Here is an 18,540-nt window from a genome sequence, read left to right on the forward strand (position 1 = left end):
CCTCGGGAACCGGGTGCCACCTGCTTCGCGCAATGCCCGGTCGACATGGATACGACGAACGACGCATCGGGAAATCGACATGCGCGGCACACGCAACGTCGAACTTTCATTGTCCGCCGATCGGCTCCGCCCGCAACGGGCGGACCGAGCCGTCACCGCACGCCGGATCGACCGTTCGGTCCGCCCCTGCCACCGCGCCTTTCCGGAATCGGGAAAGTCGAAATCAGAAATAGTTGGTTGGACCGCGCGATCCGGCTGACTACACTCGGGCAATCTTGTCATAACAAGTTGACCGATGACCTCCCCCAACGTCGTGCCGCTGTCGGCGGCCCCGCTCTACGTGCAGATCAAGGACACGCTGCGTGCGCGCATTCTCGACGGCACCTATGCGCCGCACAGCCGGATGCCGTCCGAGCACGAACTCTGCGCGATGTTCGACGTCAGTCGCATCACGGTGCGCCAGGCGCTCGGCGATCTGCAGAAGGAAGGACTGCTGTTCAAGCTGCACGGCAAGGGCACCTTCGTGTCGAAGCCGAAGGCGTTCCAGAACGTGACCTCGCTGCAGGGCTTCGCCGAGGCGATGTCGTCGATGGGCTACGAGATCGTCAACCAGGTGCGCAGCCTCCGCACCGTCAAGGCCAACCGCCATCTCGCCACGAAGCTGAACGTGCCCGAAGGCGCGGCGCTCGTCGAGATTCATCGTGTGCGGCTGCTGAATCGCGAGCCCGTGTCGCTCGAACAGACGTGGGTGCCCGAAGCCATCGGCAAGCGTCTCGCGGGCGCCGACCTCGCGACCCGCGACATTTTCCTGGTCCTGGAAAACGACTGCGGCATCCCGCTCGGCCATGCCGACGTGTCGATCGACGCGATCCTCGCCGACGACGAGATCGTCGATGCCCTGCACGTCGAGGAAAGCAGCCCCGTGCTGCGCATCGAGCGCCTCACGCATGACGCGTCGGGCGCACCGATCGACTACGAAACCCTCTACTTCCGCGGCGACGCCTTCCAGTACCGGCTGCGCATCGACCGGCAGAAGCCGCGCAAACCTGCAAGGAAACAGCGATGACTACCCATGTGCTCGAATACGACATCGTCGTGGTCGGCGGCGGCACCGCCGGCCCGATGGCGGCGATCAAGGCGAAGGAGCGCGACCCGTCCCTGCGCGTGCTGCTGCTCGAAAAGGCAAACGTGAAGCGCAGCGGCGCGATCTCGATGGGGATGGACGGCCTGAACAACGCGGTGATCCCCGGGCATGCGACGCCCGAGCAGTACACGCGCGAGATCACGATCGCCAACGACGGGATCGTCGACCAGGAGGCCGTGTACGCATATGCGACGCACAGCTTCGCGACGATCGAGCAGCTCGATCGCTGGGGCGTGAAGTTCGAGAAGGACGGCACCGGCGACTACGCGGTGAAGAAGGTCCATCACATGGGCTCGTACGTGCTCCCGATGCCGGAAGGACACGACATCAAGAAGGTGCTGTACCGGCAGCTGAAGCGCGCGCGCATCGCGATCACGAACCGGATCGTGGCGACGCGCGTGCTGACCGACGCGCAGGGTCGCGCGAGCGGTGTGCTCGGCTTCGACTGCCGCACCGCCGAGTTCCACGTGATCCGCGCGAAGGCCGTGATTCTCTGCTGCGGCGCGGCCGGCCGCCTCGGCCTGCCGGCCTCGGGCTACCTGATGGGCACCTACGAGAATCCGACCAACGCGGGCGACGGCTATGCGATGGCGTATCACGCCGGTGCCGCGCTCGCGAATCTCGAATGCTTCCAGATCAATCCGCTGATCAAGGACTACAACGGCCCCGCGTGCGCGTACGTCACCGGCCCGCTCGGCGGTTTCACCGCGAACGGCAAGGGCGAACGCTTCATCGAATGCGACTACTGGAGCGGCCAGATGATGTGGGAGTTCTACCAGGAACTGCAAAGCGGCAACGGCCCTGTGTTCCTGAAGCTCGACCACCTCGCGGAAGAAACGATCCAGACCATCGAGCAGATCCTTCATACAAACGAGCGGCCGAGCCGCGGCCGTTTCCATGCCGGGCGCGGCACCGACTACCGCAGCCAGATGGTCGAGATGCACATCTCCGAGATCGGCTTCTGCAGCGGCCACAGCGCATCCGGCGTGTACGTGAACGCCCGCGCGGAGACGACCGTGCCCGGGCTCTACGCGGCCGGCGACATGGCGGCTGTCCCGCACAACTACATGCTCGGCGCATTCACGTACGGCTGGTTTGCCGGGCAGAACGCGGCCGACTACGTGGCCGGCCGCGAGCACGCGCCGGTGGACGACGAACAGGTCGCCGCCGAACGCACGCGCGTGCTTGCGCCGCTGCTGCGCGAGCGCGGCCTGGCGCCGGCCCAGGTCGAATACAAGCTGCGCCGCATGGTGAACGACTATCTGCAACCGCCGAAGGTGACGCGCAAGATGGAAATCGGGCTTCAACGTTTTGACGCCATTACTGAGGATATCGAAGAGATCAAGGCGAACCACCCACACGAACTGATGCGCGCCGCCGAGGTGTGCGCAATCCGTGACTGCGCGGAAATGGCCGCGCGCGCGTCGCTGTTCCGCACCGAAAGCCGCTGGGGCCTGTACCACCACCGCGTCGACTTCCCGCATCGCAACGACGCCGAATGGTTTTGCCACACCTGGCTGCACAAGGACGCCGCGGGCGCGATGCGCAGCGAGAAGCGGCCGGTCGAACCGTACGTCGTGCCGCTTGCCGACGACGAGCGCGGCGCCTACACGAATCTGCGCATCCGCGAACCGGCCGCGCTCGCGGCCGCCCTTTGAGGAACCAGCCATGCCCCATACCCCGCACGACATCTTCCAGCGCAGCAGCGCACCCGTGACGATCGACGAGAACCTGTGCATCGCCGACAAGGGCTGCACCGTCTGCGTCGACGTGTGCCCGCTCGACCTGCTCGCGATCGACGTGACCAAGGGCAAGGCCTATATGCAGTTCGACGAATGCTGGTACTGCATGCCATGCGAACGCGACTGCCCGACCGGCGCGGTCAAGGTCGACATCCCTTACCTGCTGCGCTGACCCTGTCCCCCAACGCTCTCTCCCGTCGCCCATGACCGACTCCTCCTTCGCTGCCGCGCCGGCCCGCGCGCACGCTTCCGACGAAGCCGCACTCGCCGCCCGCCTCGCGTCGCCCGATGCCGCCGTGCGCCGCGTCGCACTGTTCGAACTCGCCGATCTCGAGGACCCCGGGTTCGTGCCCGCTTTCATCGCCGCGCTGCGCGCCGATCCGTCGCCCGACGTGCGCGCCGAAGCCGCCCGCGTGCTCGGTGCGTGGGAACAGCCCGACGTCGTCGACGCACTGTGCGGTGCGTTGCTCGATCCGGACGACGACGTGCGCGCCGCCGCGGCGCAAAGCCTGTCCGAACTGAAGAACTCGGCATCGGGTGCCGTGCTGTGTCGATGGGCAGCCCGGCCCGAGCCGTTCGTGCGCCGAGCCGTACTGCGTGGATTGCGCGAGTTGCGCGACCCCGGCGCATTCGCGCCCGCGCTGCACGCGCTCGACGCGGAACACGCCGCGGTGCGCGCCGAAGCCGTGGCGGTGCTCGGCTGGCTCAAGGATCCGCGTGCGCTGCCGCCGCTCGCGGGCATCGCAACCACCGATACCGCAGCGGACGTGCGACGTATCGCGGTCGGCGCGATCGGTTTCGCGGCGCCCGACGATGCGTCCACCATCCACGCACTGTTCGTCGCACTACGCGACCACGAATGGCAGGTGCGCGAGGAAGCGGCCACGACGCTCGGCAAGCTGCGCGTTGCGACCGCACGCGAACCGCTCGTCGCCGCGCTCGACGACGACTACTGGCAAGTGCGCCTTCGTGCCGCACGTGCGCTCGGGCAACTGCGCGATGCGGCCGCGGCGCCGGCCGTCACCGCGCTGCTCTCGCATGCGATCAGCAACCTGCGCAAGGAAGCCGCGCTTGCGCTCGGCGAATTGCGCGACCGCGCGACGTTGCCCGCGCTGACCCGCGCGCTGGAGGACCACGATCCGGACGTACGCAAGGCCGTGCGGATCGCGATCCGGCAAATCGACGCGTCATCGCCATGATCGCCCCGACCGAAATCGCGCTCGATCACCCTGCGCGCACGTTGACGCTTCGCTGGCCGGACGGTCACACGCAACGCATCGGCTATGCGCAGCTGCGCGTTGATTGCCCGTGTGCGGAATGCCGAAGGATCCGGCGCGACGGCGGTCGTGTCGATGTACGACCCGATGTGATGCTGAACGACGTCGAGGCAGCCGGCTACGGTATCCGCGCGGTATTCGGCGACGGTCATGCGCGCGGCATCTATCCGTGGCCATATCTGGCGGAGATGACGGCGCAACCGTGACGTGGCGCCCGCAGGTGTGCGGACCACATGGCAGGCGTGCGGAAACGCTGCGATACTGACGCCCACGATCGTCTCCACCCACCGTGGGAGCCAGAACATGCAGACCGCAGTCGGATTCATCGGCCTTGGCGTGATGGGCACGCCGATGGCGCTCAATCTTGCACGGGCCGGTACGCCGCTCATCGTGTGGAGCCGGTCGCACGGCAGCGACGATGCGCTGCGCGACGCCGGCGCGCGCGTGGCCGACCATGCAGACGACGTGTTCGCGGCCTGCCGCACCGTCATCCTGATGCTCGCGAACGACGCGGCGACCGATGCCGTCCTCGGACGCGGCACGACCGATTTCAGCCGCCGCGTCGCCGGACATACGATCGTCAACATGGGCACGCATCCGCCCGAATACTCGCGCGCGCTGGCCGACGAAATCGCCGCCGCGTCGGGCCGTTACGTCGAGGCGCCCGTGTCGGGGTCGCGCAAGCCGGCCGAAGCCGGTCAACTCGTCGTGATGCTCGCCGGCGCGCCGGACGACGTCGACGCCGTCCGTTCGCTCGTGAAGCCACTGTGCCGCGACAGCTTCGTGTGCGGCGACGTACCGTCGGCGCTGACGATGAAGCTCGCCGTGAACCTGTTCCTGATCACGATGGTCACCGGCCTGACCGAAGCCACGCATTTCGCGCAACGCCACGGCATCGATCTCGCCCGCTTCGCCGACGTGCTGAACGCAGGCCCGATGGCGAGCGACGTGTCACGCGTGAAGCTCGGCAAACTCGTCGCGGCGGATTTCTCGGTGCAGGCCGCGATCACCGACGTGCTGAAGAATGCCCGCCTCGTTGCCGAATCCGCGCGCGGCATCGGCATCGCGTCGCCCCTGCTCGACATCTGCCATGCGCTGTACGGCGAGACCGAGCGAGCCGGACATGGCGCTGACGACATGGTCGCGGTGATCCGCGCGATCGAGCAGCGCACCGACCACGCACAATGAAACGTCGCCGGCCGCCCCACCCACCCGAACGCACCCGCGCGTAGCACCACATGTCCGACTCATCTCGCTCCCCGACCCGCATCCCCGCTTCCGTCCGCCCGGTTCCCGCCGTGATCGGCATCGTGCTGCGGGAGCGCGACGTACTGCTGGTACGTCGCGCCAATCCGCCCGATGCGGGCTGCTGGGGCTTTCCCGGCGGCAAGATCGAAGTGGGGGAATCGATTGCGAACGCGGTCGTGCGCGAGATCGCCGAAGAGACGACCATGGACGTCGAGGCGCTCGACGCCTTTACCGCGCTGGATGCGTTCGATTACGATGCTGGCGGCGACGTACGTCAGCATTTCGTCATGGTCGCGGTGCTGTGCCGATGGTTGCGCGGCACGCCTGCTGCCGGCGACGATGCGCTCGATGCGCGCTGGTTCGATCTCGCCGAACTCGACCGCGATGACTTGCCGATGAGCGCGGGAGTTCGTGATGTCGCGCGACGCGCGATCGAGCATGCTGCGGTCCCTGGTCACGCGCAGCGTCCGGCCAATACTTGAAAACCTGAAACACCGCCGTCTTTCTCGCAGCCTTTGCGAGCGGCCCGATCGGGGCCATGACGGTGCCGGCTACCCGCCGACGAACTGCCAATTACAAATCAAAGACGGGCCAACCCATGATCAGAATTCGCAAATCCACCCCGGCCGACGGCGCACGCGTGCTGGATATCTGGCGCAACGCGGTCGACGCCACGCACCCCTTCCTCAGCGACGACGACCGACGTGCGATCGAATCCGAAGTCGTCGCGTTCCTGCCCGGTGCGCCGCTCGATCTCGCCGTCGACGATTCCGACCGCGCGATCGGCTTCATGCTGCTCGACGGCAGTCACATGGAAGCGCTGTTCGTCGATCCCGCTCACCATGGCGCGGGTGTCGGGCGCCTGCTCGTGGAAGATGCGCTCAAGCGTCACCCCGACCTGTCGACCGACGTCAACGAGCAGAACGAAGCGGCGGCAGGATTCTATGAACGGCTCGGCTTCGAGCGCACCGGGCGATCGGCGCTCGATGGGCAGGGGCGCGCCTATCCGTTGATTCACCTGCGCAATCGCGCGAAACCGTCGTCCTCGCCGCAGCACGCATGATCGTGGCCCGCGCGGGATAGCACGCCGCCCTTCACGTCGTGCGCTCCGGGCGGTCGGGTTCATCGATCGGTTCGGCACGCTCCGCACGGATGAGCGTTTCCCGGGCTGAACGAGCCTGTCGCGGGCCTGGAGATGCTAACCTCTCGGCCACTCTAACGACACCGCGTGAAGCCACAGGATTCGACCATGCAAACCGTTGCGGTACTGGACTTCGAAACAACCGGACTTTCGCCGAATATGGGCGACCGTGCGACCGAAATCGCCGTCATCCTGCTCCGGGACGGTGAAATCGTCGACCGTTTCCAGAGCCTGATGAATGCAGGCAGACGCATTCCGTCCGATGTCGTCGCGCTGACCGGCATCACGAACGAGATGATCGCAGCGGCGCCGCCGGCGTCGAAGGTCATGAAGGAAGCCGCGGCGTTCGTCGGCAAGCATGCGGTCGTGGCCCACAACGCCGGTTTCGACAAACGGTTCTGGCAGTCGGAACTCGGGCTGCTTGGCGAGTCGGCCGAGCATGCGTTTGCTTGCACGATGCTCGTGGCGAGACGCATCTACCCGGATGCCACGAGTCACCGCCTGTCGAGCCTGGTCGATATGCTGCGGCTGCCGAAATCGGGCCGTGCGCACCGGGCGATGGTCGATGCCGAGATGGCCGGGCACCTGTGGTGCCGGCTGCAGCACGACATTGCGCGGACTTACGGGCTGAATCGCATCGATCACGCGCTCATGGCGCGTGTACAGGCCACGGCGAAGGCGAAAGTGCCGACTTACCTGCGTTCGCTCGTGGGCGCACACGCGTGAGCATCCGGGTCGCGATGCTTCCGACTCGCGCAATCCACTGATGAAAAACGGCTTGGCAATCTGCCAAGCCGTTTTCTTGTCGCAACACTCTTCCGGTCGATTCCGAATACAAGGCAACGGCAGGACAGCCATTTTGTGGCCGCCCACGATCGTGTCATGCAAGGGCCCTCCTTGCACATGATGATGCAGATGAACCGGCTCACGTCGCCCTGACGCACCTGCGCGCACTTGCAGCGCGACATGACGAGCAGGTTGTGCGCCCGCCCGATTTCTCCAACCAGTGGCGGAATTTGGGCTCGTCACTGCATCCCGAAGAATCTGACGCGTGTACCACCGGTTCTGCGCCGAACATGTCAGGCGCCTGTCCTTATGACATTCCCGGGCTGCATTGCTTGTTTGCCGGCCGCTGGCACCAGCTCGCTCAACCGGGACAGGAAGAGCTTGAGGATTGGCGAGGCGTTGGAGCGGCTGTGACCGACAACGAGGTCGATTGTCGGCGCATCTCCCGCCAGGGGGCGGCTCACCACGGACCACGGCAGCAGGTTCTCGACGTAATCGGGAATCAACGTCAGCCCGCGCGTCGACGCCACGAGCGACATCACCATCGCCGGGTTGTCCACGCCCTGGGTGGGCGTAAGCGTCACACCTTCGCGCTGCAGGTACGTGTCCACCACAGAACGCAGCACGCGTGCCTTGTTGGCCATGGCCACGAAGGGCTGTCCCACGAGTTGCTGCGGTCGGATGCGCTCTTGCGACGCCAACGCATGATCGCTCGGCATCAGCACGACCAGCGGCTCTTGCCCAACCGTCGTGTAATCCAGATCGAAGCCCGGCTCGGCGCGCAGGAAGGCCAGGTCCAGCCGGCCACGCGCCAATGCATCCGCCAGGTCCGGTGAGTAATCGCTGGAGACCGTCACATCGATGTTCGGCAACTCGTCGCGTAGCAAGTTCAGCGCCTTCGGCAGCCAGGTCATCTCCTGCCCGGTCAGGAATCCCAGTGCAAAACGCTGCTTGCTCGGCTGCGCCGCCCGGCGCGCGGCCTCGATCGCCGCATCAACCTGGCTCAGGGCCAGCCGCGCGTGATCGATGAAGGCTTTCCCCGCCGGCGTCAGTTCGACGCCGCGCGTGCTGCGGCTCAGCAGATCCACGCCGACCTGATCTTCCAGGTCGCGGATCTGCCGGCTCAGCGAAGGCTGGGAGGTGTGCAGCCGACGCTCGGCAGCCACCGTCAGGCTGCCCGCCTCCGCCACGGCGATGAAGTAGCGCAGATGTCTCAGCTCCATGCTTTCTCCCATGCTTTTCAAGCATCCCCACCCGCTTACAAAGTCTTTTTGTTTGCGAGTGGAAGCCCCTAAATTCTCAACCATGGCGCCGGGAAAAGCAGCTTCCGAACCCCGGCAATCCATCGCCCATACGTCAACCGTCATACCTCAAGGAGCATATCATGACCTCCAACCCCGTCATTCTCGTCACCGGCGCGCTGACCGGCATCGGTCGCGCCACCGCCCTGGCGTTTGCAGGCAGCGGCGCCCGTCTCGTCATCTCCGGCCGCCGGCCGGCGGAAGGCAAGGCGCTCGAGTCCGAACTCCGTCAGCTGGGCGCCGAGGCCCACTTCATCCAGGCCGATGTCCGGCACGACCAGGAGGTCCAGGATCTGGTGGACCAGACCGTGGCGCACTTCGGCCGCCTGGACGTGGCCGTCAACAACGCCGGCACCGAAGGCCAGCCCGGTCTGATCGTGAACCAGACCGCCGACAGCTACGCCGCCACCTTCGACACCAACGTGCTCGGCACGCTGCTGAGCATGAAGCACGAACTGCGCGTGATGACTGCCCAGGGCAGCGGCAGCATCATCAACATCTCCTCGACTTACGGGCATGAAGGTGCGGCCTACGCGTCGGTGTACGCCGGCAGCAAGCATGCCGTCGAGGGCATGACCAAGTCCGCAGCGCTGGAAGTGGCGGCCGCAGGCGTTCGCGTCAACGCCGTGGCTCCCGGCCCGACCGACACCGGCATGCTGGACCGCTTCACCGGCACGCCGGAGAACAAGGCCGCGCTCGCTTCGGGCGTGCCGCTGGGCCGCGTCGGCAAGCCGGCCGAGATTGCAGCGGCCGTGCGCTTCCTGGCTTCGGACGCTGCAGCGTTCGTAACCGGCCAGATCGTCACCGTCGACGGCGGCAAGACCGCCGGCTGATCCGAGCCGCGCCGAGCCGGCGCGGCCCTCCCTGTCGCCCGGGCAACGCCCGGCTTTGCACCGGAGCCGGGCAGCGCCTTGCCCGCTCAAGGATCCGTCAGCCTCATCCGGAATACGACCATGAACGCCTTCACCCATCACACCGCCCCGACCCGGTACGTCGAGGCCAATGGCATCCGCTTCGCCTATCGCCGGTTCGGTAAGTCAAGCGGCGTGCCAATCGTTTTCAACCAGCACTACACCGGAACGATGGACTATTGGGACCCGGCCGTGACCGACGGCCTGGCAGAGACGCGCGAGGTGATCCTGTTCAACAACGCCGGCGTGTCCAGCTCGTCCGGCGAGACGCCTGCCAGCTTCCCGGAAATGGGTGCCAACGCAATCGCCTTCATCCGCGCGCTCGGCCTCCACCAGGTCGATGTGCTGGGCATCTCGATTGGCGGCTTTGTCGCGCAGGAGATCGCACTTCAAGGCGGAGATCTCGTGCGCAAGCTCATCCTCGTCGGCACCGGCCATCGTGGCAACGACATGACGGCCAGCCGCTCGGCCGAGATCTTCGCGGGCCGCTACGAGCCGCCTGAACACCTCTGGCTGTCGGTGCACTTCGCTCCGTCCGACGCGAGCCAGAAAGCCGGCATCGCCTTCCTTCAACGCAAGTGGCACCGCAAGGATCGCGACCCGGAAGCGAGCGCGCAAACCGTCGCCGCCCAAGGCGCCGCCATCGGCAAGTGGATCGCGCCGGACGAGAATGCGCTGGCCTACCTGAAGTCGATCCGGCAGCCCACGCTGATCGTCCAGGGCAGCAACGACGCGATCATCCCGACGGCGCACTCCGTCACGCTGCAGCAGCACCTGCCGAACGCCCAGCTGGTGATCTATCCGGACGCCGGCCACGGCTCGATCTATCAGTACCCGGAGCGCTTCGTCGCGCACGCCATTCAGTTCCTGAACGAAGGCCCGGCCGGCATGGCCAGCGCTTGAGCGACCTCGCAACCTCTTTGGAGATGGACGTCATGAACTCACTCACAGGCAAGACCGCGCTCGTCACCGGTGCTTCGCGCGGCATCGGCCGGGCCACCGCGTTGACACTGGCCGCGGCCGGCGCGCAGGTCCTGGTTCACTACGGCAGCGGCGAAACGGAGGCGACGGCCGTGGTCGACGAGATCCGCCGCGCCGGCGGCAAAGCCGAGACAATCGCAACCGACCTGCGTTCGCCGGACGGTCCCCACAAGCTCGCCGAGCGTGTTCGCACCATCATCGGCGGACGGCTGGATGTTCTGGTGGCCAATGCCGGCATCGCCAGGGCCGCGTCGATCGAGGAGACGACGGTCGACGACTTCGACGCGCTCTTCGCCGTCAACGTGCGTGCACCTTTTTTCCTCGTGCAGCAACTACTGCCCGCTCTGTGCAAAGGAAGCAGCATCGTCCTGCTGTCCTCGCTGGCGGCACGCGCCTCGGTCGGCACGCTCTCTGCCTACTCGGCCACCAAGGGGGCGGTCGATACGCTGGTGAAGCACTGGGCCGCGGCGCTCGGCCCGCGTGGCATCCGCGTCAACGCAGTGGCGCCGGGCGTGGTGGAGACCGAGATGTCGAGCTTCACCAAGACGGACGCCGGCCGCGAGGCAACCCTCGGCATGCAGGCGTTGCAACGCCTGGCCCAACCCGAAGACATCGCCAGCGTCGTCGCGTTCCTGGCCTCGGACCAGTCGCGCTGGATCACCGGTGACACGTTGCGCGTGGATGGCGGCTCCAAGCTCTGAGCCCCCGCCCATTCAATCTCTCAAGGAAATTCAAATGAAGCTCTATCACTCCACCTCGTCGCCCAATTCGCGCCGCGTGCGCATCCTGCTCGCCGAGAAGGGTCTCACTCCCACCCTGATCCCCGTCGACCTCGGCACGGGCGAACAGCACGGCGACGCCTACCGCGCCATCAATCCTCGCCGCGTCGTGCCCACGCTGGTGCTGGACGACGGGACGACCATCGGCGAAGTGCCCGTCATCAGCCGCTACCTCGATGATGTGTACCCGACGCCGTCGCTCTTCGGCACGACGCCCGCGGAGCAGGCCGTGGTCTCGATGTGGGATCGCCGCATCGAGCAGGAAGGCTTTGCGTCAGTGATGGAAGCGATTCGGAACAAGGCGCCCGGCCTGAAAGGCCGGGCGATCGCGGGACCGCACGACTACGAGCAGATCCCTGCACTGGTCGAGCGCAGCACGCGGCGCGTGAAGAATCTGTTCGCTGACGTGAACGCGCGGCTGGCCGAGTCGCCCTTCGCCGCTGGCGAGAACTTCTCGGTAGCGGACATCACGCTGCTCGTCACGGTGGATTTCGCCGCGAAGGCGATCGACTTGTCGATTCCGGAAGAATTCCACGCCCTGCGACGCTGGTATGACGCCGTCTCGCTTCGCGGCAGTGCAGCCGCTTGAACACGGTCCGTTTCGCATATTGCGAAGCGTACACCGTGTCCTATTTTTGACGGCATTACCGTCGGTTTTACCGTCACGGATCGGGAGACCTGTGGATAATGCTCGGACCTTCCGCTGGGGCTTCTATGCTGTTTTAGGTACGGTGAAGATCACGTCGTGTGCGATGAATCTTGTGTCCACTATGGTCAGCAAGCCTCCCCGATGCTGCGGAAGACCACTGGTTGGTTGTCGCTCGCTCTTTGACAGCTCGCGCGCTGCATCTGGCCGTGCGCGTGGCCCCGCTTTGCCTAGCATTGCACATTCTGCTTGCATTTAGAACGTTGTCGACCGTGATGGATGCGGGTAAGCCTCGCATCTCCTTGAGCCGCTCAAGCACTTGCTGCACGCGTAGGCCCGGCAATGAAGTATCGACCTCGATGGCCAGGCACTCGCGCGTGTAGTCGTCGACCACGTTCAAGCATCGAAACCGCCGACCATAGGCTAGCCCGTCAGAAACGAAGTCCATCGACCAACTCTGATTCGGGCCTGTTGGTAACGGCAGCGGCATGCGCTCGACAGCTGCAATACGCTTGCGTCGCCGCTTGCGCACGCTCAGTCCCGCCTTACTGTACAGGCGCCAGATTCGCTTGTGGTTGGCGAAGCAGCCCTCACGCTGCAACAGCACGTGAATCCGGCGATAGCCGTATCGGCGCTTCTGCGCCGCGATGGCCATCATCCGGCCAGTCAGCGTTTCGTCGTCAACCCGGCGACGTGATTCGTAGCAGAACAGCGAGCGCGAAATCCCTACCAGCCCGCAGGCCCGGGTAACACCCATGGCACGTTCGGTCATCAATATCCGGACCGCTTCGCGCTTGGCCTGCGGGCTTGCTACTTTCGAGCCAGTAGGTCCTTCAACGCGGCGTTGTCGAGCATCGATTCGGCCAACAGGCGCTTGAGCTTGTTGTTCTCCTGCTCCAGTTCCTTCAGGCGCTGCGCTTCGGAGACTGTCATCCCGCCGAACTTCGCTTTCCAGTTGTAGTAGGTCGCTTCCGAGATGCCGTACTTGCGGCACAGCTCCGCCGGCTTCAGGCCAGCCCCGGCTTCCTTCAAGATGCCGATGATTTGCTCTTCGGTGAATCGCTTTTTCATTGCCGTTCCTCTCCGGAACGGACTCTACACCGTCACCGTACTAAATGCGGGGAGCAGGTCAGGTCGAGCGCCGCACCCGCCTTGGTCTCGCCCCGCATGAAATATGCAAGGTAGATGATCCGCAACAAGCAGCACACCTGATCCAAATCGCCGCGTCCAGCTCGCACCGTCGCCAAGGCGAGGTGATTTTCCAGCGAGAGCGATCGCACCTTGTCGGTGGATAGCGGCAACAACATTTCTTTCGTCCGTGCCAGTCGGGCACTGCGGGACGAGGTTCGCTTTTTCATCGATCGACAAATCTTCCTTTTCGCGCCCAGCCCGACATTGCCGAGCAGCACGCGGGCACCTTACGCCGAATCACCTGCGATATGCAACGGCCCGTCGCGATCGACCGTTTCGCGGCACCACCGACCACCCACTCATTTCCGTTGACGTCGTACCGACGCGGCCGAATTAGTTTCTCAAAGGCTTCGCCGGCAGTGTGTCAATTCGACTCATAGTGATTTGTATTCGCCTTGGCCACAAAATGCTTGCTCACGAGCGAAACCGTGCCTCGGTGTATTGCGCGCATCATCGATGACCCAAGTCACTATGCACGCCATCTGGATCATGCATAGCCTTATTGCTGGATGGTCGCGCTCTTCAACAAGCCGCCAACAAACTGCGCACTCGCCTTTTCCAGCGCGAGCGCTTGAAGTTGCTGACGGATCGTCGCCTGCGCCTGATTGAACGCCGGCACTTGCGTCAACCGCTTTGCGTCGAGCTTCACGATCGCGCGTGCGCCATCGACCGGAACGGACTCGGGTGTAACGGCGCCGGCAGGCAGCCTTTCAAGCGCCTGCGCGATCGCCACCGGCAGACCCGACGTCTTGCCCTCCGTCGCTGGTGTCTTGAAGCTCACCCACGGCAGTTCCCCGCCCGCATCCCGGCTCGGTGCAAGGCTGTATTGACGTGCAAGCCCTTCAAATGACTTGCCGGCCTTCAATTCGCTCAGCACGGTCGCGGCTGTCACAGCATCCCTGACGACAATCAAACGCGGCTTGTACTCATCCTTGCCCAGCGACGCAACGATCTCGTCGTAACGTGCCTTAACCTGCGCATCCGTTACCGGTTCCGGCTTCACATTGTCCTTTAGATACAGCTGCGTCTCGGCATTCGCCTTTGCGACCTGCATCGCCGCCAGGACCTCCGGCTTGTTGCCGTAGTTCGCTTTCTCTGCAGCCTGCTGGATCAGCACGCGCGTAATCAGTTGGTTCTTGATCGCCAGACGTACCTGCGGGGTGTCCGGTTGCCGCGACGCGCGCAGCACTGCGTCCACTTCCGCCTGGGTAATCGCTGTGCCGTTGACTGTCGCAACAGAACCCGCTGCTTGAGACGCGGCGGACGTCTGTGCAAAAGCCGAGTTAGTCAGTGCCGCGGTAAGGACAAGTGCTGACAGCGTGCAGCTCAGTTTCGTTTTCGTCATCGTTTCGAGTTTCCAGTAAGTGAGTGCACCAACACGTGCTGCGCAAATGGACGCCCACGGGTAGCCGGTACGCCCGTCAGTAGTTCCAGTTCACCGTCGCCAACACCAACGTTGCCTTCGGTCCGAGTGCGGCCGGCTGTGTCAGCGCACGCCCGACCAAGACCTCACCGGACAGGAACTGCTTGTGCCACTGCCATTGCGCGCGCAATCCGGCACCCGCGCCGGCGAGCGTCGGGAAGCCCGGTATCGCGACAAGACTCGCCTTGCCTGCGTCGACAAAAACATACGGCTCGATTCGACCGTCTTTCCACGCCGGCGCGTTGACCCACGCCAGTTCGTTGCGCGAGTAGAAGCCACGATCACCGGCAATCTCGCCTGAGCGAAAACCGCGCACGGTATCCATCCCGCCCAGGTACAGCTGCTCGGATCCGAACAGCGCCATGTTCGTATATTGCCCGCCGAGCACACCCCGATACGCGAGCAGCGCGTTCCCGATCTTCGGCAGCGGCAGCGTGAACGCGGCGGTCGCGTCCACCTTCGTGAACTGGCTGTGCGCTTCATCGCGCGTGATGCCGTGCGGATCGTGATTCGCGCCGAACCACGGCAAGCCCTGAGACAGCCCGCCGTTGATCGTGAAATTTCCCTGCGCGTCGTTCATCACGAACTTGTGCAGCCAGTTTCCGGCCAACCGCAGCACCGCGACCCGCTGCGGATCCAGGTCGATACCGTTGACCTCTCGGTCCGTGCGGCGCCAGGACACCGTCGCGTCGACGCTGGTGATGTCGCTCACGCTGCGGCTCAGCAGATAATTCCAGCCGAAGATGTGCGATAGCGTGCGGCCGTATTCGAGCGCGGTCGTGCCGATCACCTGCTGGTATTCCGAATCGGAAATCGTATAGCTGAACGTGTGACGGCCGAACGGCACCGCGAACGAGCCGACGATCGCATTGCTGTCGAGGCTGTCCAGGAAATTGACGCTCAACGACTCCTGCAGGCCGAGCAGGTTGTCGGCCTCGATGCCGGCGCGATAGCGCGTCACGCCCGTGGCCGAGCTACCGTAGTTGTCGACGCCCAACGTGTAATACAGACGATCGCCCGGCTTGTTGCCGATGTCGACGATCGATTCGCCGGGATTCTGGCCCGGCAGGATCTGCACCGTCGCCTGGTTGCGGCGCAAGCGGTTGATCTGCGCGACACCCTGATCGATATCCGACAGGCGCAACGGATCGCCGGTCGCCGTCGGAAACGCATTCTCATAGCCGGCGTCCGTGAACCAACCGCCGCCCGTAGACGATTCTCCTGCCTTGAGTCGATGGATCGGCTTGCCGTTGATTGTGAACGCTTCGATCACGCCGACCTGAATCGTGATCTTCAGCGTGCCGGTGGCAAGATTCTGCGGACCGAGCAGCGCGCGCGTCGTGACGAAGCCGCGTTCGACAAATACGTCCGTGATTCTCTTCAGCAGCACGTTGATGCGATGCGAACCGAGGTCCTGACCGACGAAAGGTGTGACGACCGCCTCGAGCCTTTTGTCGGAAACGCCGCGCGGCGGGTCGAACGAACTGCCGTCGGGCGCCTGCAACGTGATCTGCTTCACGGCGAAGGTCGGACCGGATTCGGCGATCCCATTGACGGGCGTGTCCGGCGAAATGTCTAGCGTCGTCTCCGACGTCGGTGCGACCGTGATCGAGGCCGGCGGCTGTTCGAGCTGTCGCTGGCGCGCCTGCTCGCGCTGCTGCTCGATGATCAGTTGCGCCGGATCCTGCACAGGACGGCCGGCCGGGGGCGGAGTCTGCGCGTGCGCAGGCACATGGAGTGCAGCAAGGCTCGCGACCAGCAGCGGCAGCTTGAGTCGGGGGAATGCGCGTCGTTTCATCGTTGTTGTGCGTGCAGGTGCCCGAGCGTTGATGCTGCTGTGCCAATGATGTCGCTCTTCGCTGCGGCCAGGGTGACCACGAAAGCGAGGAACACGACGACAGCGACCCCGGGTCGATTTTTTGTTTGATAGTTCATCCGTTAACGCCACCACCACGTCGTCAGGCCCAAATGCTGATCGATCTGGACGGGCGTGCGCGACGGGGCGCGTACCGTCGTGATGCCGCCGGCTGCCGTGACGCCCTTCCCGCCGCTGAACGAACCGCCATCGATCACGCCATCGCCGGTCAGCTTCACGCTGCCATTCGCGGTGAAACCGCCGCCGATGTCCATCGCGATGATCTGTGCCCACGTGCTGCCGAAGAACGCCTTGAAACCGCGGTGCTGGTTGATTGCCGAGTAGCCGGTCACGCCTTGCGCGTATGTGATCGGTGCGTCGACCTTGATGTCGCCTGTCGCGAAGACGTTGCCGCCGACGTTGCGAGCGGTCGTGCCAGCCTTGATGCCGATGTTGCCGCCTGCCTGGACCGTGCCGCCGTACGGCGTGACATTGCTCGATGCGTCGGCGTGGCAGAAGATCCAGCAGCTTCGTGTATAGCTCGCCTGGCCCGTGAAAACCGCCGCGTTGGTGAAGGCGTTCTGCGCGGTGATGTTGACGTCACTCTCGTTGGATTGAACGATCCCGCCGGAATTCGTGAAGTTGCGGCCCGTGATCGTTACCGGGCCGTGAACGGCGGCGATATAGGCGAGCTGGTCGGGGTTGCCGACCGTGCCATAGTCGACGTTGAAGCCGCTCGTCGTATGCGTGAAGAATAGGAAGCTACCGCCGCGGTCGGAATAGGCGGTGGGCTGGCCACCGTTCGTACCGCCGGTATGGTCGATGATGTTCTGCACGTCGCCGGCTGCGGTAAGGCTCACCGCGTCATTCGACAGGATGCGGGCGTTGTCGTTGATGATGTTGCCGCCGGCCGTCAGCTTCGTCTGGCCGTTGGCGGCAAACATGATCCCGAGGTTGTTCGCGCTCGATCGGTTCGTGATATCGCCTGCCGCGGTGAGGACCACGTCGCCGCCGGTCGTCGTGCCATCGCTCACCGTCGTACCCGCTTGAATGAGGCTGCCCGTGTTGGTGATCGAGCCGCTACTTGCCAGGTTGACCGTGTTGCCCGCACTCAGGGTCGTCTGGCCAGTCGTGTCGTCAGACAGCGCGATGTTTCCGGCCTGAACATTTACGTTGTTCGCGGCCGTCACCTGCGCGCCCTGCAGCGACACCGTACCGGCGGTCGTGAGTGCGACGTCGCGCTCGGCCTTCAGAGAACCGTCAGCGATCGCGATGTCGCCGTTTGCCGTGACAACGACGTCGCCGGCGTTCGCGTAGAGTTTGCCCAGGCTATGTACGCCCGCGCCTTGGTCGGTGACGATCAATTGCACGCGGCCGGCAGTCAGCCCGCCCGCCGCCGTGATGTCGACTGCTACGGCGTTGCTTTTTGTGCCCGGTGAAGCCGTACCAATCAACCAGTCGTGGCCGTTGTCGGACGGGGAGAAAGTCGTATCGTAGGTCACGGTGCTGTCGCCGACGATCGCACGGATGCCGCTCGTTGAACTGGTGAAATCGTTCGTGACCTGGCCGTTGATGTTCAACTGCTTCGCGATCAGGTCAAGGTTGACCAGCGTGCCGGACAGGCCGCCGGGACCGATCGTGATAGCGCCGCGGTCCGTCGTGAGCACGACGTTGCGTTGCAGGACGCCGGGGGCCAGCGTGATGTCGTTGAAACTCACCTGCCCCGTCGACAGCACGACATGACCGGAGTTCGTGAAGCTGCCGCCGTCGACCGTTATGCCGTTCGGATTCGCCAAGATGACGTTCGCGCGCGGACCGAGCACATTGATGTTGCCCTGGATCAGCGACGGATTCGTGCTCGTGACTTGGTTGACGATCGTGCGCGCGTTCACCCCGACGTTGTTCAGGTCGGCACCAGCTTTCGACACATTGAACGACGAATAGGTGTTGTTCGAGACGCCACCAATCCCAGGCGCAATGTTCACCGCCTGACGGCCGTTCCCGGCTGGCGAAACCGTGGTCGCTGTACCACCGTCCGGAACGATACCGCTCGCGAGCACACAGGCCGGAAACGCTGCTGCCAATGCCAATACGATCAGCCTGAGACGCATGGCG

The 18,540-nt window shown here is 64.7% G+C and carries 21 protein-coding genes; 13 read left to right on the forward strand and 8 right to left on the reverse strand.

Annotation, left to right across the window (positions count from 1 at the left end; translation table 11 throughout):
- Window positions 1–295: 295 nt before the first annotated feature.
- The 9 genes from FFS49_RS04670 to FFS49_RS04710 all read left to right on the forward strand — a co-directional run bounded on the left by FFS49_RS04670 (window position 296) and on the right by FFS49_RS04710 (window position 7,278).
- Window positions 296–1,066 carry a GntR family transcriptional regulator gene (locus tag FFS49_RS04670; RefSeq protein WP_039342803.1) on the forward strand — a complete coding sequence of 257 codons (771 nt, stop codon included), beginning with the start codon at window positions 296–298 and terminating at the stop codon, window positions 1,064–1,066.
- Window positions 1,063–2,802, forward strand: coding sequence for a fumarate reductase/succinate dehydrogenase flavoprotein subunit (locus FFS49_RS04675; RefSeq protein ID WP_137909796.1), 1,740 nt, complete (start codon window positions 1,063–1,065; stop codon window positions 2,800–2,802). The genes FFS49_RS04670 and FFS49_RS04675 overlap by 4 nt, the downstream gene beginning before the upstream one ends.
- Before the next feature lie 10 nt (window positions 2,803–2,812).
- A complete protein-coding gene (locus tag FFS49_RS04680; RefSeq protein WP_039342800.1) occupies window positions 2,813–3,058 on the forward strand; it encodes a ferredoxin family protein in 246 nt (81 codons plus the stop codon).
- A gap of 31 nt (window positions 3,059–3,089) precedes the next feature.
- Complete coding sequence (locus FFS49_RS04685) at window positions 3,090–4,085, forward strand: HEAT repeat domain-containing protein (RefSeq protein ID WP_105818639.1); 996 nt, start codon at window positions 3,090–3,092, stop codon at window positions 4,083–4,085.
- Window positions 4,082–4,369 (forward strand): DUF971 domain-containing protein, encoded by a 288-nt coding sequence (locus tag FFS49_RS04690; RefSeq protein ID WP_046545961.1) that lies wholly within the window; start codon window positions 4,082–4,084, stop codon window positions 4,367–4,369. The genes FFS49_RS04685 and FFS49_RS04690 overlap by 4 nt, the downstream gene beginning before the upstream one ends.
- Window positions 4,370–4,436: 67 nt before the next feature.
- Window positions 4,437–5,351 carry an NAD(P)-dependent oxidoreductase gene (locus FFS49_RS04695; protein WP_226285432.1) on the forward strand — a complete coding sequence of 305 codons (915 nt, stop codon included), beginning with the start codon at window positions 4,437–4,439 and terminating at the stop codon, window positions 5,349–5,351.
- Between the two features lie 50 nt (window positions 5,352–5,401).
- Entirely contained in the window at window positions 5,402–5,893 is a 492-nt protein-coding gene (locus FFS49_RS04700; protein ID WP_105818641.1) for an NUDIX hydrolase, read from the forward strand.
- A gap of 116 nt (window positions 5,894–6,009) precedes the next feature.
- Window positions 6,010–6,474, forward strand: a complete 465-nt coding sequence (locus FFS49_RS04705) for an acetyltransferase (protein ID WP_105818642.1) — start codon at window positions 6,010–6,012, stop codon at window positions 6,472–6,474.
- Window positions 6,475–6,660: 186 nt separating this feature from the next.
- Window positions 6,661–7,278, forward strand: coding sequence for a 3'-5' exonuclease (locus FFS49_RS04710; protein ID WP_039342785.1), 618 nt, complete (start codon window positions 6,661–6,663; stop codon window positions 7,276–7,278).
- 353 nt (window positions 7,279–7,631) lie between these two features.
- Here the strand turns inward: FFS49_RS04710 and FFS49_RS04715 are convergent, their stop codons facing one another.
- Complete coding sequence (locus tag FFS49_RS04715) at window positions 7,632–8,561, reverse strand: LysR family transcriptional regulator (protein ID WP_105818684.1); 930 nt, start codon at window positions 8,559–8,561, stop codon at window positions 7,632–7,634.
- Window positions 8,562–8,722: 161 nt separating this feature from the next.
- Between FFS49_RS04715 and FFS49_RS04720 the strand changes: the two genes are divergently transcribed.
- The 4 genes from FFS49_RS04720 to FFS49_RS04735 all read left to right on the forward strand — a co-directional run bounded on the left by FFS49_RS04720 (window position 8,723) and on the right by FFS49_RS04735 (window position 11,899).
- Window positions 8,723–9,472: a glucose 1-dehydrogenase gene (locus FFS49_RS04720; RefSeq protein WP_089440342.1), complete on the forward strand. Its 750-nt coding sequence runs from the start codon at window positions 8,723–8,725 to the stop codon at window positions 9,470–9,472.
- Between the two features lie 120 nt (window positions 9,473–9,592).
- Window positions 9,593–10,453, forward strand: coding sequence for an alpha/beta hydrolase (locus tag FFS49_RS04725; protein ID WP_105818643.1), 861 nt, complete (start codon window positions 9,593–9,595; stop codon window positions 10,451–10,453).
- A gap of 32 nt (window positions 10,454–10,485) precedes the next feature.
- A complete protein-coding gene (locus FFS49_RS04730) occupies window positions 10,486–11,232 on the forward strand; it encodes a glucose 1-dehydrogenase (protein ID WP_105818685.1) in 747 nt (248 codons plus the stop codon).
- Window positions 11,233–11,266: 34 nt separating this feature from the next.
- Window positions 11,267–11,899 carry a glutathione S-transferase gene (locus tag FFS49_RS04735; protein WP_105818644.1) on the forward strand — a complete coding sequence of 211 codons (633 nt, stop codon included), beginning with the start codon at window positions 11,267–11,269 and terminating at the stop codon, window positions 11,897–11,899.
- Window positions 11,900–12,032: 133 nt separating this feature from the next.
- Here FFS49_RS04735 and FFS49_RS04740 read toward each other — a convergent pair whose 3' ends face one another.
- From FFS49_RS04740 to FFS49_RS04765, 7 genes are all read right to left on the reverse strand, one after another.
- Window positions 12,033–12,728, reverse strand: a complete 696-nt coding sequence (locus FFS49_RS04740) for a DDE-type integrase/transposase/recombinase (protein WP_105818645.1) — start codon at window positions 12,726–12,728, stop codon at window positions 12,033–12,035.
- Between the two features lie 38 nt (window positions 12,729–12,766).
- Window positions 12,767–13,027: a transposase gene (locus FFS49_RS04745; protein ID WP_105818646.1), complete on the reverse strand. Its 261-nt coding sequence runs from the start codon at window positions 13,025–13,027 to the stop codon at window positions 12,767–12,769.
- A 32-nt stretch (window positions 13,028–13,059) separates the two neighbouring features.
- Window positions 13,060–13,365, reverse strand: a complete 306-nt coding sequence (locus tag FFS49_RS04750) for a hypothetical protein (RefSeq protein WP_226285429.1) — start codon at window positions 13,363–13,365, stop codon at window positions 13,060–13,062.
- A 281-nt stretch (window positions 13,366–13,646) separates the two neighbouring features.
- On the reverse strand, window positions 13,647–14,492 hold the full coding sequence (locus FFS49_RS04755) for a peptidyl-prolyl cis-trans isomerase (protein WP_105818648.1): 846 nt from the start codon (window positions 14,490–14,492) through the stop codon (window positions 13,647–13,649).
- 76 nt (window positions 14,493–14,568) lie between these two features.
- Window positions 14,569–16,368, reverse strand: coding sequence for a ShlB/FhaC/HecB family hemolysin secretion/activation protein (locus FFS49_RS04760; protein WP_224755696.1), 1,800 nt, complete (start codon window positions 16,366–16,368; stop codon window positions 14,569–14,571).
- Window positions 16,365–16,505 carry a hypothetical protein gene (locus tag FFS49_RS42355; protein WP_171030064.1) on the reverse strand — a complete coding sequence of 47 codons (141 nt, stop codon included), beginning with the start codon at window positions 16,503–16,505 and terminating at the stop codon, window positions 16,365–16,367. Before FFS49_RS42355 ends, FFS49_RS04760 begins: the two co-directional genes overlap by 4 nt.
- Window positions 16,506–16,508: 3 nt before the next feature.
- A complete protein-coding gene (locus FFS49_RS04765; protein ID WP_105818649.1) occupies window positions 16,509–18,536 on the reverse strand; it encodes a filamentous hemagglutinin N-terminal domain-containing protein in 2,028 nt (675 codons plus the stop codon).
- Window positions 18,537–18,540: the final 4 nt, after the last annotated feature.

The sequence above is a fragment of the Burkholderia sp. 4NA327C6 genome, from assembly GCF_005502655.1.
Lineage (GTDB): Bacteria > Pseudomonadota > Gammaproteobacteria > Burkholderiales > Burkholderiaceae > Burkholderia > Burkholderia contaminans.

Coding starts and splice junctions, on each gene's coding strand:
- FFS49_RS04730 (WP_105818685.1), top strand. CDS start 10,486: ATGAACTCACTCACAGGCAAGACCGCGCTCGTCACCGGTGCTTCGCGC.
- FFS49_RS04675 (WP_137909796.1), top strand. CDS start 1,063: ATGACTACCCATGTGCTCGAATACGACATCGTCGTGGTCGGCGGCGGC.
- FFS49_RS04705 (WP_105818642.1), top strand. CDS start 6,010: ATGATCAGAATTCGCAAATCCACCCCGGCCGACGGCGCACGCGTGCTG.
- FFS49_RS04710 (WP_039342785.1), top strand. CDS start 6,661: ATGCAAACCGTTGCGGTACTGGACTTCGAAACAACCGGACTTTCGCCG.
- FFS49_RS04715 (WP_105818684.1), bottom strand. CDS start 8,561: ATGGAGCTGAGACATCTGCGCTACTTCATCGCCGTGGCGGAGGCGGGC.
- FFS49_RS04690 (WP_046545961.1), top strand. CDS start 4,082: ATGATCGCCCCGACCGAAATCGCGCTCGATCACCCTGCGCGCACGTTG.
- FFS49_RS04725 (WP_105818643.1), top strand. CDS start 9,593: ATGAACGCCTTCACCCATCACACCGCCCCGACCCGGTACGTCGAGGCC.
- FFS49_RS04765 (WP_105818649.1), bottom strand. CDS start 18,536: ATGCGTCTCAGGCTGATCGTATTGGCATTGGCAGCAGCGTTTCCGGCC.
- FFS49_RS04735 (WP_105818644.1), top strand. CDS start 11,267: ATGAAGCTCTATCACTCCACCTCGTCGCCCAATTCGCGCCGCGTGCGC.
- FFS49_RS42355 (WP_171030064.1), bottom strand. CDS start 16,505: ATGAACTATCAAACAAAAAATCGACCCGGGGTCGCTGTCGTCGTGTTC.
- FFS49_RS04745 (WP_105818646.1), bottom strand. CDS start 13,027: ATGAAAAAGCGATTCACCGAAGAGCAAATCATCGGCATCTTGAAGGAA.
- FFS49_RS04685 (WP_105818639.1), top strand. CDS start 3,090: ATGACCGACTCCTCCTTCGCTGCCGCGCCGGCCCGCGCGCACGCTTCC.
- FFS49_RS04700 (WP_105818641.1), top strand. CDS start 5,402: ATGTCCGACTCATCTCGCTCCCCGACCCGCATCCCCGCTTCCGTCCGC.
- FFS49_RS04740 (WP_105818645.1), bottom strand. CDS start 12,728: ATGACCGAACGTGCCATGGGTGTTACCCGGGCCTGCGGGCTGGTAGGG.
- FFS49_RS04760 (WP_224755696.1), bottom strand. CDS start 16,368: ATGAAACGACGCGCATTCCCCCGACTCAAGCTGCCGCTGCTGGTCGCG.
- FFS49_RS04680 (WP_039342800.1), top strand. CDS start 2,813: ATGCCCCATACCCCGCACGACATCTTCCAGCGCAGCAGCGCACCCGTG.
- FFS49_RS04720 (WP_089440342.1), top strand. CDS start 8,723: ATGACCTCCAACCCCGTCATTCTCGTCACCGGCGCGCTGACCGGCATC.
- FFS49_RS04670 (WP_039342803.1), top strand. CDS start 296: ATGACCTCCCCCAACGTCGTGCCGCTGTCGGCGGCCCCGCTCTACGTG.
- FFS49_RS04755 (WP_105818648.1), bottom strand. CDS start 14,492: ATGACGAAAACGAAACTGAGCTGCACGCTGTCAGCACTTGTCCTTACC.